The sequence below is a fragment of the Actinopolymorpha rutila genome (genome assembly GCF_013407855.1).
In the GTDB taxonomy this organism is placed as follows: Bacteria; Actinomycetota; Actinomycetes; order Propionibacteriales; family Actinopolymorphaceae; genus Actinopolymorpha; species Actinopolymorpha rutila.
On sequence record NZ_JACBZH010000001.1, the window covers coordinates 4,424,209 to 4,438,571 of the forward strand.

The window sequence follows — 14,363 nt, forward strand, 5'->3', positions numbered from 1 at the left end:
CCCCGGCACGATCAGAGGCCGTTACGCGCAGGCTAGGTGCGGCCGCGGACGACGCACCTCACCCGTCGGGCCCCGGTCCGGAGGGAAAGGGCCCGGAGCGCCATGACAGAAGCGCGCGTTGCGTGTAGAAACTAAACGAACATTTGGGGCCAGCCCCAGCGCACCCACCCTTCTTGCTCTCGAGGAGCAGACGTGTCCGGAGTACCTCTCCGTCGGCCTCGTCGCCCACTTGCTCTGACCTGCGCAGCTATCGCTGCGGTCTCAGCAGCGGTGGTCGCAGTGAGCACGACCGCCATCCCCCACGGCACAGGCGAGACCACGCACCGAACAGCGCTACCACACGTAGCGAAGGAGTACTTACACGAGATCCAGGGCGTCGACGAGGCCGACGGCGCCGGCGGCGAGACCAAGGAGATCACCAGCGCCCTCGCCCAGTTCAACGACGCACGCAACGCCCCGGGCTTCGCGCTCCAGGGCGGCTACACCGCGGCGGTCGACCACATCCGCGACATGACGTCGACGGGTGGCGCCTGGGACGAGGTCAGCGACGTCCCCTACAACTCCGACGACCAGCGCTACCGCGACTACTACGCGAACACGACTGCGGGCGGCGGCTTCGTGACCGGCCGGGTCCAGGCACTCGCGGCCGGTGGCGACTACCTGTTCGTGGCCGGCGCCACCGGCGGCGTCTACCGCAAGGACGTCGCCCAGAACGGCCCGTGGACGCCCATCTCCGACGTCAGCGGCGGAGTGCCCGCGCTGTCGAGCGGCGCGCTCGCCTACGTCGCGTCCCGGGACGAGCTGTGGTACGCCACCGGCGACGGGTCGACCGGCGCGACCACCTACACCGGTGACGGCGTCTGGGTCGCCAAGCACGCGAGCACCACGCCCGTCTGGACCCACCTCTCCGACGGAGACGCCGCACCCGGCCAGACCGGCACGCGTAAGAACCTCTTCGACGGCGCCGTCATCCAGCAGGTCCGGTTCAACAAGGCCGGCACCTGGGCGTACGCCCCGTCCAGCTTCGGGCTGTGGCGCCACTCGACCACGGACCTGAACGCCAACTGGCAGCCGGTGTTCGTGCCCAACCCGAGCGCACTGCCCGGAGACACCCCCACCGGCACCCACAGCACCGACAACTACGTCACCGACGTCGCCCTCGATCCCGCGAACGACGGCCACCTGGTCGTCGCCTTGGGCTGGGTCGCCGGGGGTGCCGACAACGGGTGGTACGACGGGCGCTACGACGCGGGCAAGCAGTCGTGGACGTTCGCGAAGTCGAACGTGACCGGCTCGATCAACCCGAAGGACATCGGGCGGACCACCTTCGCCCGGGGCCAGAAGAAGCTGTACGCGCTCGTGCACAACCCCGACCACGCCACCCAGGGCAAGAGCTACTCCGAGCTCGGCGGCATCTACGTCTCGAACAGCGGCTCGGTGTCCGGACCGTGGTCGAAGATCGCCGACTCCCACAAGCTGGCCCAGGCCGGCTCCGCACTGGACCCGACCGTCAAGCACGCCGGTGCGGTGAACCCGGGCTACCAGCCCGGCGTCCAGGCCTGGTACAACCAGTTCCTCGCCGTCGACCCGACGAACGACGACCACGTGTTCGCGGGGCTCGAGGAGGTCTACGAGACCAGGAACTCCGGAGCGAACTGGACCACCCCCGGCCCGTACTGGAACTTCTTCTTCTCCTGCTGGGGCAGCGACCCGAACGCCGACCAGCTCGGCTGCCCGAGCACCACGCACTCCGACCAGCACGCCGTAGCGATCGCGAACGGCCGGCTCTACGTCGGCAACGACGGCGGTCTCTACACCCGGCCGGTCAGTGGCAAAGCCGACAGCTCGGGTCACGCAACCGACTGGCAGAGCCTCAGCGCTCCGCAGAGCGGCACGCCGGACTTCCTGCAGTACTACGCCGTCGGCATCGGCAAGGTCGACCCCGGCAAGGCGGCCGCCATCATGGGCACGAGGGCGTACGACCACAACGGCGTCGTGGTCAGCGGTGGTCTCCAGGACAACGGTGGCTCGATCCTGTTCACCGGTGCCTCCTCCGAGAAGGCGATGGGCTCCAACTTCGGCGGCGACGGCGGCGACGTCCTCGTCGACCCGAACGACGGCTGCCGGATCGTCCAGGAGTACGTCGACCTGGCGATGCGGGTGACCAACGTGTGTGCCGCGGCGACCGGGACGGCCTCGTTCACCGACCTCAGCAAGGCGCACACGCGCAGCATCGCGCCCCCGGAGACGACGGCCCGGTTCACCGCGCGGTTCGCCGCGGACCACAAGAACATCGACAACTGGCTGGCCGGCGGGCAGCACGTCTGGCTGAACACCAAGGGCTTCAACATCGCCTCCGGCAAGGACTGGAGGGAGCTCGTCGACCTGGGCACGAACACGGCCGGCACGGCCGCGCGCACCGCGACGGCGGTCGCCTCCGACGATGGTGACGCGATCGTGCCGTTCTGCGGCTCGTGCAACGCCGGTGGCGCGTTCGAGAGTGGCTACGCCGTCGGCAAGGCCACCGCGGCGGCGCTCGGCGACACCTCCGCCAACCACGGCTGGAAGGTCGCCACGACCGGTGACGCCAATGTCGTCGACGCGGGCGGCAAGGTCGTCGGTACGCTGCCGAACCGGATGATCTCCGGCTCGGACGTCTACCACGACACCACCGGGCAGGTTCACTACCTGCTGGCGTTCAACGGCTTCTCGCGGCACTGGGTCGAGGGGCCGGGTGCGGGCGTCGGGCACCTGTTCGAGTCCACCGACGGAGTGACGTGGCACGACTGGTCCAACGGCAGCGACGCCTCGGCCAGCCTTCCTGACGTACCGGCCAACACCGTGAAGTACGTCGGCGACGGCAGGATCGCCCTCGGCACGGACTTCGGGGCCTTCCTCCGCGACGCGGACGGCAACTGGGCAAGGCTCGGAACCGGCCTGCCGGCCACCGTCGTGAACGACCTGGAGCCGGGTCCGGCGGGCGACGACCACCTGTACGCCGCCACCTACGGTCGGGGGATCTGGAAGCTGGCCACGCCGACGGTGCACTACGCCGGCGGCAACGCCTCGCAGGATGACTGGTGGAACGCGAACAAGCCCGCGGGCGCGGCCACCAACCCGTAAGCACCACAACCGGGCCTAGCAGTCGGCGTCGGCCGGCGACCACTGTTGCGGTCGCCGGCCGACGCCGTTTCCGTCTCGGGCTGGACGAGGGATCCTGAATACAGGGCGATCCTGAATACAGCGATCCTGAATACAGGGACACATCCTGGTCGACCGGTCGGATATACGCAGCTACGCAAGTGGTACGGCCACCAGCCGGAGAAGTTCGAGGAGTTCAGGCGCCGCTACACCGCTGAGCTGTCCGAACCCGAACGTGGCGCCGTGCTCGACCGGCTGCGAAAGCTCGCCCGCAACCCGGTGACGCTCCTGACCGCGACGAAGGACATCGAGCACAGTCAGGCTGCCGTGCTCGCTCAATGCCTCAGCGGCTCGAAGACGACGGTGGCCGGCACCCGCGGAACATAGTCCGAGGGCGCCGGCCACCGATGCGACAGGCCGACCGAGCGGCTCAGATCTTGTGCTGCTCCGGATTCTCCCAGAACACCGTCTCAGGGTCGTAGACCGCCGGTGTCGGGTGGATCCACGGAGCCGTGAACCCGCCTTGGGCGAGGTTTTCCTTGCGGGGGACGTTCTTCAGCTCCTGGTGCGCGAGCATGACCGAGGGCGCGTTCGACACCGAGCCCTGGAAGAACGGTCCCTCCTTGATGTGGATCTTCGTCATCTCCCACACCAGGCGGTTCCGTCCCATCTCGTCGACTGTCGTCTTGCTCTGGTCGTAGAGCTTCCAGAGCCGGTCGACCGGGCCACCCTTCTCGGGCTCCATCCGGGGCGGTGTCCGCTTGAACGGGTCGACGTTCTTCTGCTTCCCCTCGTCCGGGGTGCCGATCACGTTGTAGAACTGCCCTTCCAACGGCGCCCAGCGGCTCGGCTCCAACGGGACGAGCCACTGGGGGTAGACCAGGCAGTTGGGACCGTCGCCGACGCCCCAACCGGAGTTGGACATGAGTTTGCCGTTGTTCCACTCCGTGCCGTACGCCTCCGGCGAGATGGGGAACTGACGGGCGTCGATTCCGACCGCCTTCCAGTCCCGCTCCAGCAGATCGTTCAGCTTCTTGTAGTCGTTGCTGACGTTGGAGGCGTACTGCAGCCGAACGATCAGCTTGCTGCCGTCCGGCGCCTCCCGCTTGCCGTCACCGTTCTTGTCCACCACGCCAAGCTCGTCGAGCAGCTTCTTCGCCGCCTCGGGGTCGTGCTTCACGTAGGAGTCGCGCCACTGCTTGTAGACCCCCTTGCCCTCGTCGTTGACGTGGTACTCGATGGCCTTGACGCTCATCGTCCCGGTGGTCTTCTCGCCGGTGTTGAAGTAGATCGACTTCTGGGCGTCGTCGCGGTTGAAGGCGAGCGAGAGTGCCTGGCGGAACTTCGGTTCGCGGATCAGCTTGCGCAGATTCGCCTCGTAGTAGTCGTAGTTGAAGAAGAACGCCGCACCGGTGCCGTCGCCGGCGTCCCAGAGGATGGGTACGACCTTGCTCCTCGCCTGCGCCTGCTTGAGCCCCGACACGTCGCTCAGCGCCACGCCCATGAATCCGCCGAACGTGTAGTCGATCTTGCCCTGCTGGATCTGGAGCTTGGCCACCTCAGGGTTCTGCACGGCGGACGCAACGAGCGTGTCGACGTAGGGAAGCTGGTTGCCCTGCCGATCGACGCACCAGTAGTAGGGGTTGCGCTCCCAGGTGATCTGGCGGCCTTCCTTGTACGACTTCAGCCGCCAGCCCGTCATGGTCGGGCTGTCCGGGTTGATCTGCCAGTTGCGCTTCTTCTCGAACTCACCGTCGGCGGTGGCCCAGTTCTTGGCGACCTTCTTGTTGTACTTCGGGTGGAACTGCTTCATGTAGTGCTTCGGCTCCATCCAACCGGGTCCGATGCCACGGTTGACCCACATGGCGAGCCGGTCGGCGGTGAGCGGGGCGGGCGCGTCGAACTTCATCACGAGCGTGTAGTCGTCCGGTGCGGTCATCTTCATGACCGTCCCCTTGCCCGACTTCGCCTCGTCCGGCGGGACCTCGGGGTGTTGCGTGTTGAGGACCATGTCCTCCCACCAGAACATCACGTCCGCGGTGGTCCACGGCTGGCCGTCGGACCACTTCAGCCCCTTGCGGAAGTGCAGCGTCCACTCCGAGGCGTCGGCGTTGGACTCCCAGCTCTCGACGAGGCCCGGGCCGATGTCGAGGCCGTCGTTGAGCCACCGCAGCGGGGAGTGACCGTACATGTACTCCTTCATCTGCCCGTCGTCGGTGGCGGGCAGCATCATCCGGACGTTGCCGCCGTACTTGCCAGGGTCGAGCCAGTTGTGCGGAACGACGTAGGGCTTCTCCGGCAGCCGCTTCTCGACGGGCGGCAACTTCCCCTGTTTCACCTGCGCGGCGAGCGTAGGAGCTTCCTTGAACGAAGACGGTGGCGCGAGCGGCTTGCTCGCCGAGCCCTTCCGGTTCGCGCTTCCGGACTGGGCCGCAGCCTTCTTCTTCGACCCTCCCTCCTGCCCACCCGAACTGGAGTTACAGCCGGCAACGGTGAAGGCCGCCGCCGCGACCGCGGAACCGTACAGGAGCGCCCGGCGCGTCAGCCCTCCCTGCTGGTTCTCGACTGCGGGGTCGTTGCTCGCTGTCCTACGGACCATGCGTTTCACCACCGATTCCCAACGCTGCAGCTAGAAAACGGTGAGGCCGCCGTACTGGCCGAGCTTCACCGGGGTGACGAGAAGAATAGGTACGCCACCTTGGTTTACCGTCGCTTTTCCGATTTCGGCCACCTAACAACGGCATAACGCTGACCGGCCGTGTACGAGGGATTTCGTACCGTCTTTGTGACCCGGTGCACAACCCTGATCACGCGTTGGAGCCCCCACGTCACCGGGCCCCTCCCGACGCGGGGCCCGGCCGGCCGTGTCAGGGCGAGGTCAGGCCCGTGTCAGCCCGCCCGGCGAGAGTCACCGCATGACAAGTTCAGCGATCGCGGTCTCCGGACTGCGGAAGTCCTACAAGGACAAGATCGTGCTCGACGGCATCGACCTTGACGTCCCCGCGGGAACGATCTTCTCCCTGCTCGGCCCGAACGGCGCTGGCAAGACGACGACCGTCAACGTGCTGACGACCCTGATCAGGGCGGACAGCGGGACGGTCCGCGTCGCCGGGCACGACGTCGGGACCGAGGCCAGAGCGGTACGCGCCGCCATCGGGGTCACCGGTCAGTTCGCGGCGGTGGACGAGCTTCTGACCGGGCAGGAGAACCTCCAGCTGATGGTCGATCTCTCCCCGGTACGCGCCAAGGAGGGCAGGCGGATCGTGACCGAGCTGCTGGAGCGCTTCGAGCTCGTCGAGGCCGCGCGAAAGTCCGTCTCGACGTACTCCGGAGGCATGCGCCGCAAGCTCGACCTGGCGATGACCCTGGTCGGCAACCCGCGAATCATCTTCCTCGACGAGCCGACGACGGGTCTTGATCCGCGTAGCCGGCGCACGATGTGGTCGATCATCCGGGAGCTGGTCGCCGACGGCGTGACGATCTTCCTCACCACGCAGTACCTCGACGAGGCCGACCAGCTCGCCGACCGGATCGCGGTCCTCGACCAGGGCCGCCTCGTCGCCCAGGGCACCCCCGACGAGCTCAAGCGCCAACTCCCAGGGACCCACGTCCGGCTCCGGTTCGCCACCGCCGAGGAGCTCGAGGCGGCGGCGCTGATCCTCCCCGACTCCACGCGGGACGAGGAGGCGCTGACCCTGCGGGTTCCCGGCGACGGCGGCACGAGGTCGCTGCGGGCCCTGCTGGACAGGCTCGACGAGTACTCGATCGGTGCCGAGGAGTTCTCCGTCCACACCCCCGACCTCGACGACGTTTTCCTCGCCCTGACGGGCCACGCCACGGAGGTGGTCGCGAAATGATGTCCCACTCGACGGTGATGCTGCGCCGCAACTTCAAGCACATCGCCCGGAACCCGATGACGGTGTTCAACGCGGTCCTGATGCCGGTCGTGGTGATGCTGATGTTCGTCTACATGCTCGGAGACGCGTTCAGCGTCGGGGTGGACTACGTCGACTACGCGACGCCGGGCCTGATGCTGCTGGCCGTCTGCTACGGGCTGGGGTCGGTGGCGACGGCTGTCAACTCCGACATGACGAAGGGCATCATCAACCGGTTCAAGGTCATGGACGTCTCCCGCGGCGCGGTGCTGACCGGACACGTCGTCGCCAGCGTTCTCACCAACCTGGTCGCCGTCGCCGCCCTGGTCGGGGTGGCCTTCGCGCTGGGGTTCCGCCCGTCGGCGGGGCTCCTCGACTGGCTCGGCGCGGTCGGCATGGTCGTACTGCTCGGTCTCGCGGCCGGCTGGCTCACGATCGCCCTGGGACTGGCGGCGAAGTCCCCGGAGACGGCAGGCCTCGCCTCGGTGCCGCTGGTGATGCTGCCGTTCTTCAGCAGTGCGATCGTGCCGGCGGAGAAGATGGGGCCCGGCGTACGCCAGTTCGCGGAGTACCAGCCGTTCACGCCGATCATCGAAACCCTGCGTGGGTTGCTCAACGGCGCGCCGTCGTCCGGCGACGCGATCGTCGCCGTCGCCTGGTGCGCCGGGATCGCGCTCGTCGGGTACGTCTGGGCGCGGTCCACGTTCAGGAAGCGAGCGTGACCGCGGCCAGCTCCCGCCAGTCCGCCTGACTCCCCTCCCGCGTCGCCTCGGTGAACACGGTGTCACCGAGGCGATGCCGGACGGCCTGCTCGATGCGGGCCACGTCCGGTAGGGAGCGATCCGGCAGGCCGCGTACGCTCGTGCTCGCCGCGAGCAACCGCGCGGCCTGCTCGTACTGCTCGCGGCGCAGCGCCAGGTCCGCGATCCCGACGAGTGCCCGCGCGATCAGGGGCGCGTTCCCCTCCCTGGACACCGCGTGGAAGACCGCGATCCGGTGTTCGCGGGACTGGTCGAGATCCTCGGCGAGGTAGCCGAGCAGGTCGTACGTCACTCCCCTGCTGTACTCCTCGCCGTCCGCCAGCACCGCCCTGGCCCGGGCCACCTCCCGGAGAGCCTCGCCGGAGTCGCCCCGCCAGCGTGCGAGCTCCGCCTTCGCCAGGGCGAGCTGGGCCAGCGCGTCCGGCCAGACGATCCGTTCCGCGCACCGCTGCGCCTCGGCCATCGCGGATGCGCTCGACCGATCGTCGCCGGACAGCCAGTACACCTGCGCCTGCTGCGCCCGGATTCGGAGCACATCCTCGATCGCACCGACCTCGCTGACGGCCTCGACCGCCTGCTCGTAGAGGCGGCACGCGCGGTCGAACTCCCCTCGCGTGGCCAGCCGGTCGGCCAGGGCGGCCAGCGCGAAGCCCGCACCCCAGCGTTCGCCGAGCTCGCGGAACTCCGCGAGCGCGGTCTCGATGTCCGCGTCCGCCTCGCGTTCGTCGCGGCCGAGCAGGATGCGCATCCGGCCACGGGTCAGGCGGGCGTTCGCGCGCGTCCACGGGTCGTCGGCGACGAGCAGCGGTTCGAACGCGGGCAGGAAGTCGTCCGGCTCCCGCAGCATGCGTTCCAGCACCGCGACGAACCCCAGCGCCGGGTGGGGGCGCCGAACCCGCTGGCTGATCTCGTACGCCTGGTGGATCCACTCCTGCGCGTGGTGCTCGGAGGCCTGCCCAGCGGTGACGAAGTACGCGGCGAACGCGTACGCCGTCGCCCGCACGTCGTCGGTGACCTCGCCGGACATGCCGGCGGCGGCGGTGGACAGCTCGATGCCCTCGGCCCGGTGCCCACCGAGCATCCAGTACCACCCGGCGGAAGCGGTGAGCCGCATCGCGCCCTGCGCCTCGCCGGCCGCGAGCGCACCACGCATCGCGGCGGCGAGGTTGTCGTGCTCGGCCTCCAACGTGGCAAGCCACCGCAGTTGTTCGGCGCGGCGAAGATGCGGCTCGGCGGTCTCGGCGAGCTCGGTGAAGTACGCCAGATGGGCACGGCGCGTCGACTCCGACTCCCCCGCCTCGGCGAGACGCTGCGCGGCGTACTCCTTGATCGTGCCGAGCATCCGGTAGCGCGGTGCCCCCTCGCCCTCGGTGACGAGCAGCGACTTCTCGGTCAGCGCGGTCAGCAACTCCAGCACCTGGCCCGGCTCGACAGCACCCGGCTCGACCGCACCCGCCTCGGCCGTACCCGCCTCGGCCGCGTCACCGGCACAGACTCCCTCGGCCGCCTCCATGCTCGCGCCACCGGAGAACACCGAGAGCCTGCGCAGAACCACGCGCTCGGCGTCGGTGAGCAGCTCCCAGCTCCAGTCGACCACCGCGCGCAGCGTCCGGTGCCGCGGCAGCGCGGTCCGGCTGCCGCCGGTCAGCAGGCGGAACCGGTCGTCGAGCCGGTTGGCGAGCTGGTCGAGGGACATCGTGCGCAACCTGGCCGCGGCGAGTTCGATCGCCAGCGGCATCCCGTCCAGTGCCCGGCACACGCGTGCCAGCGTCGCCAGCGTGTGGGCGTCGGCCGCGTCGGTCGCGAGCTCGTTGCGTACGGCGCCGGCCCGGTCCCGCAGCAGCCGGATGGCCGGAGCGGACTCGATCTCGCCGGGCTCGGCGTCCTCGGCGGGCAGCAGCAACGGCGCGACCGGCCACAGAGCCTCACCGGTGATGCCGAGGGGCTCCCTGCTCGTCGCGAGGATCCGCAACCGCCGGCACTCACCCAGCACCCGGTGGGCGAACGTCGCGGCAGAGTCGATCACGTGCTCGCAGTTGTCCAGGACGAGCACCATCGCCCGGTCGCGAACCGCGGCGACCACCCGGTCCGTCGGCTCCGCGTCCGATGCCTCGCCGAGCAACGCGTCCCGCAGTCTGAGCGCGTCAAGCGTCGCCTGCGCCACGTCACCGTCGGCTCCGATGGCCGCGAGCTCGACCATCCAGGCACCGTCCGGCAGGTCGCCTACCAGCGTGCGTGCGGTCTCGGCTGCCAACCTGGTCTTGCCCGAGCCGCCCGGCCCGATCAGGGTGGTGAGCCGGTGGTCGGCGACGAGTTCGCGGACCGCGGTCACGTCGGCGTCCTTGCCGACGTAGCTGGTCAGCTCGGCCCGCAGGTTGGTCCTGACGGGCTGCTCCCGGCGCCCCAGTTCGCCCCGCAGCAGCGCGACATGCAACGCGGACAGCTCCGAGGAGGGGTCGGCTCCGAGCTCGTCGGCCAGGATCTCCCTCGTACGCTCGAACACGCGCAGCGCCTCGGTGTCCCGGCCGGTGGCGACGAGGGCACGCATCAACGCCGCGACCAGGCGTTCGCGCACCGGATGCGCGGCCACCAGGTCGGTGAGCTCGCTGACCAGTTCCGCGCCGTGGCCGAGGTCGATCTCCGCGTCGTACCGGTCCTCCATGGCCGCCAGGCGCAGCCCTTCCAGCCGGGTGGCGGCCGCGTCGAACGCCACGCTGTCGGGCAGGGCGACGTCCTGCAGGGCCGGACCGCGCCACAGAGCGAGGGCCTCGCGCAGCCGCCGGGGGTCCTCGTCGTCGCGGGCACGGGCGAGGAGGCGTTCGAAACGTACGGCGTCCACGGCGTCGGGGTCGACCAACAGCCGGTAGCCGTCCGGCTGCCCCTCGACCGACCCGGCCGGCAGCACCTTCCGCAGCCGGGACACCAGGCGCTGCAGGGCGTTCGCCGCGTCGGCGGGTGGGTACTCACCCCAGATCCAGTCGACCAGCGTGGCCTTCGGGACCGCGCGCCCCGGCTCGAGGGCAAGGGCGGCCAACAGCGCGCGCAACCGGGCGCCGGGCACGTCGGCCAGGGCGCCGTCGTCCGTACGAACCTCGAACGGTCCGAGTATCCCGACCTGCATCCGGCTGATTTTGCCATGGCGATCGGCGGCCCTTCGAACCGCCGACGTGGCGGCCGGGGACGGGAGGGTCGGCGTCAGAACCGTGTCAGGCCCGTGTCAGGCCCGTCGGGGACCGTGGCCACACCGACGCCTCGAAACGACGCCCACGAAGACGACGCCACGAAAGGGACATCCCGATGAGCCAGCTGGTTTCCATCCCGCACGGCCTGCCCATGGAGCGCGACGCGGGCCCCTTCGACCCGCCCCACGCGATCACCCGGTTGCGCGAGGCTCGACCCGTCAGCCCGATGGTCTTCCCCGACGGTCACCAGGGCTGGCTGGTCACCGGCTACGAAGCGGTCCGCCGGCTGATGGCCGACACGCGGTTCAGCTCCCGCCAGGACCTCGGCGTCGTCCACGTGCCGTACGAGACGCCTGGCATGCCCGCGGCCACCGAGCCGTCACCGCAGGTGCCGGGCCTGTTCATCGCCATGGACCCGCCCGACCACACCCGGCTGCGGCGCAAGCTCGTCGGCGCCTTCACCGTCCGGCGCATGAAGATGCTCGAGGAGCAGATCGTCGACATCGCCGAGCGGCAACTGGACGAGCTGGCCCGCCTCACCCCGCCGGTCGACCTGGTCAGGGAGTTCGCCCTGCCGGTGCCCTCGCTGGTGATCTGCGAACTCCTCGGCGTTCCCTACGAGGACCGGGCCACCTTCCAGGTCAACTCCGCGCGCTTCCTGGTCAGGGACCAGTCCCTGGAGGAGAAGATGTCGGCGTACGGCGCGATGACCGCCTACCTCGTCGAACTCGTCACCCGCAAGCGCACCGAGCCCGGCGAGGACATCCTCTCCGACCTCGCGCGCGACGACGACCTCAGCATCGAGGAACTGGTCGGCGTTGCCTTCCTGCTGCTGCTCGCCGGCCACGAGACCACCGCCAACCTGCTGGCCCTGGGCACGTTCGCGCTGCTGGAGCACCCCGAACAGCTGGCCGAGCTGCGCTCCCACCCGGACCTGATGCCCGGTGCGGTCGAGGAACTCCTGCGCTACCTGTCCGTGGCGGACATCTTCTACCGCTACGCCAGCGAGGACGTCGAGCTGGGCGGCGAGACGATCGGCAAGGGGTCGACCGTCGTCGTCTCGTTGCTGGCCGCCAACCACGACCCGCTGCGCTTCGACGACCCCGACACCCTGGACCTCCGCCGCAACGCCCGCGGCCACCTGACGTTCGGCCACGGCGTCCACCAGTGTCTTGGCCAGCAACTGGCCCGCATCGAGCTGCGCGCCGGCTTCGCCGGACTGCTGCGCAGGTTTCCGACCCTCGCGCTCGCCGTCCCCGCCGGCGAGGTGAGACTGCGGACCGACATGAACATCTACGGCGTGCACGAGCTCCCGGTCACCTGGACCGAAACGGCGCCGTAGAGCACATGTCAGGTCATCGGTGCCGGTTACGACGCCGGCAGCGCGCAGAGGCGACCAAGAGTAGGGCAAGGACAGGACCCCTGGTTGAGGGCGCCGTCGGCCGACGCGGGTGACGCTCGAGGGGAGACCACCGCCTTAAGGGATGGATTGGACGAGCGCCCCGTTATGACGGTTTACACCTTCCGGCTGTACGTCGCCGACCAGCGCGCAGAGCGGTCCGAGACCGCCTTGTGGAACTTGCGGCAAGTGTGCGAGTCGCGGGTGGCCGGGCGGTACGCGGTGGAGGTGATCGACCTTGACAGTCGACCGGAGATGGCCGAAGAAGCACGGATTCTGATGACACCAACGGTGATAAGAACTGACCCTCCGCCGCGGCGGAGAGTCATAGGAGTCCTCTCCGACCACCAGCGGGCAGCGTCGGCACTTGGCCTTCCCGACGCTGACGGGCGCGCAGAGGAGGACGCGGAGACATGAGGCATTTCGCCGTACTCGACAAGGTTCCTACCGGTATCAGCGGCTTCGACGAGGTCGCCGTGGGAGGCTTGCCAGCAGGCCGATGCTGTCTGGTTTCCGGGACCACCGGTAGCGGCAAGACCCTGTTCGCCGTCGAGTTCCTCGCCCGCGGCATCGCCCAGTTCGACGAACCTGGCGTTTTCGTCACGTTCGAGGAGACCGCCGACGACATCCGCCGCAATGCCGCCTCCCTCGGCTTCCCGATCGAGGAATGGGAAGCCCAGGGAAAGTGGACCTTCGTCGATGCGTCGGCCAAGGTCGCCGACGAAGCACCGACGATCGGGGAGTACGACTTCGGCGGGCTGCTCGCCCGGATCGGTGCCGCCACGCGCCGGATCAGTGCCAAACGGGTCTCGATCGACTCCCTCGGAGCCATCTTCAGCAGATTCCCGCTGGGTGGCGTCGTCCGCTACGAGTTGTTCCGAATCGTCGCGGGCATGGAGCAACTCGGCGTCACCTCGGTGGTGACAACCGAACGTATCTCCGAGTACGACGGCGTGTCCCGGCACAACGTCGAGGAGTTCGTGGTCGACAACGTGGTCATCCTGCGGAACTACCTGGCAGAGCAGAGGCGTCGCCGTACGGTCGAGGTCGTGAAGCTCCGCGGAGCCCAGCACCGCAGCGGCGAGTGGCTCTTCACCATCGACCCCGAACGCGGCCTGGTCGTCATTCCGATGGCCTACATCGTCCACCGGCCGGCCGCGGCCAGCGAGCGGGTCAGTTCGGGGATACGCGGACTGGACGAGATGTGCGGCGGCGGCTTCTTCCGGGACGCCATCATCCTCATCACCGGCCCCACCGGGACAGGGAAGACCTTGACCAGCCTCCAGTTCATCGCCGAGGGCGTTCGCACCGGCGAACGCTGCCTCCTCTACACCTTCGACGAGACCCGTGAGCAGCTCAACCGGAATGCCGCTGGCTGGGGTCTCGACCTGAACGAGATGGAGGCCTCCGGACTCCTGCGGGTCAACAGCGAATACCCCGAGACCGCCGCACTGGATGATCACTTCATGCGGTTGTGGGCCGTCTTGAGGGAGTACCGTCCGCAACGCCTGGCTGTCGACACTCTCTCCGCGCTGGAACGAATCGGCTCCTCACGGGCACTACTCGATTTCGTCATCTCGCTCGGATCCCTGCTGCGGCAAGGCGAGACCACAGCGTTGCTGACGTCTGCCCCCAGCGGGACCGCCGGCCGCGCCAGCCCTCCCATCTCGGTAGAAATCGCCAGCTTCACCGACGTCACGATTCTTTACCGCTATGTCGAAACGCCCGAACGGGAAATCCAACGTGCCATCGCCGTCGTGCAGACACGAGGATCCACACACGACCACGCCATCAGAATGATCCACATCGACGAGCGGGGTATGCACATCGGCGATCGGCTTCCGGCTTTCCAGGGCGGCACGATAAGCCTTCCGGACAACCCGCAGTGGCCCATCTCTCCTGGGCACCCCACCCTAGGCCCCTGATCCACCACCGTCGCACCGCGACGAGTCACCGGCCGGTGCGCGTAGCATGGTCGAGTGGCTGACACCAATAGCCACCGTTC

The 14,363-nt window shown here is 68.9% G+C and carries 9 protein-coding genes; 7 read left to right on the forward strand and 2 right to left on the reverse strand.

The features are described from left to right. Positions 1-279 precede the first annotated feature (279 nt). Both F4554_RS19720 and F4554_RS19725 read left to right on the forward strand, forming a co-directional pair. Complete coding sequence (locus F4554_RS19720; protein ID WP_179788937.1) at positions 280-3,123, forward strand: glycosyl hydrolase; 2,844 nt, start codon at positions 280-282, stop codon at positions 3,121-3,123. 45 nt (positions 3,124-3,168) lie between these two features. After that, positions 3,169-3,528, forward strand: a complete 360-nt coding sequence (locus tag F4554_RS19725) for a DUF488 domain-containing protein (protein ID WP_238341358.1) — start codon at positions 3,169-3,171, stop codon at positions 3,526-3,528. Between the two features lie 43 nt (positions 3,529-3,571). Here the strand turns inward: F4554_RS19725 and F4554_RS19730 are convergent, their stop codons facing one another. Then, positions 3,572-5,479, reverse strand: a complete 1,908-nt coding sequence (locus F4554_RS19730; protein ID WP_337796114.1) for an ABC transporter substrate-binding protein — start codon at positions 5,477-5,479, stop codon at positions 3,572-3,574. A gap of 577 nt (positions 5,480-6,056) precedes the next feature. On the opposite strand from F4554_RS19730, the gene F4554_RS19735 reads away from it, so the two are divergent. Next, positions 6,057-6,998: an ATP-binding cassette domain-containing protein gene (locus tag F4554_RS19735; RefSeq protein WP_179788939.1), complete on the forward strand. Its 942-nt coding sequence runs from the start codon at positions 6,057-6,059 to the stop codon at positions 6,996-6,998. After that, positions 6,995-7,738, forward strand: coding sequence for an ABC transporter permease (locus F4554_RS19740; RefSeq protein WP_179788940.1), 744 nt, complete (start codon positions 6,995-6,997; stop codon positions 7,736-7,738). Before F4554_RS19735 ends, F4554_RS19740 begins: the two co-directional genes overlap by 4 nt. Here the strand turns inward: F4554_RS19740 and F4554_RS19745 are convergent. After that, positions 7,722-10,898: an ATP-binding protein gene (locus F4554_RS19745; protein ID WP_179788941.1), complete on the reverse strand. Its 3,177-nt coding sequence runs from the start codon at positions 10,896-10,898 to the stop codon at positions 7,722-7,724. The two genes, F4554_RS19740 and F4554_RS19745, sit on opposite strands and share 17 nt — an antisense overlap. Before the next feature lie 176 nt (positions 10,899-11,074). Between F4554_RS19745 and F4554_RS19750 the strand changes: the two genes are divergently transcribed. From F4554_RS19750 to kaiC, 3 genes are all read left to right on the forward strand, one after another. After that, a complete protein-coding gene (locus F4554_RS19750) occupies positions 11,075-12,301 on the forward strand; it encodes a cytochrome P450 (protein WP_179788942.1) in 1,227 nt (408 codons plus the stop codon). A 165-nt stretch (positions 12,302-12,466) separates the two neighbouring features. Continuing rightward, positions 12,467-12,775 (forward strand): circadian clock KaiB family protein, encoded by a 309-nt coding sequence (locus tag F4554_RS19755; protein WP_179788943.1) that lies wholly within the window; start codon positions 12,467-12,469, stop codon positions 12,773-12,775. Continuing rightward, positions 12,772-14,283, forward strand: coding sequence for a circadian clock protein KaiC (gene kaiC, locus F4554_RS19760; RefSeq protein ID WP_179788944.1), 1,512 nt, complete (start codon positions 12,772-12,774; stop codon positions 14,281-14,283). Before F4554_RS19755 ends, kaiC begins: the two co-directional genes overlap by 4 nt. Positions 14,284-14,363 lie beyond the last annotated feature (80 nt).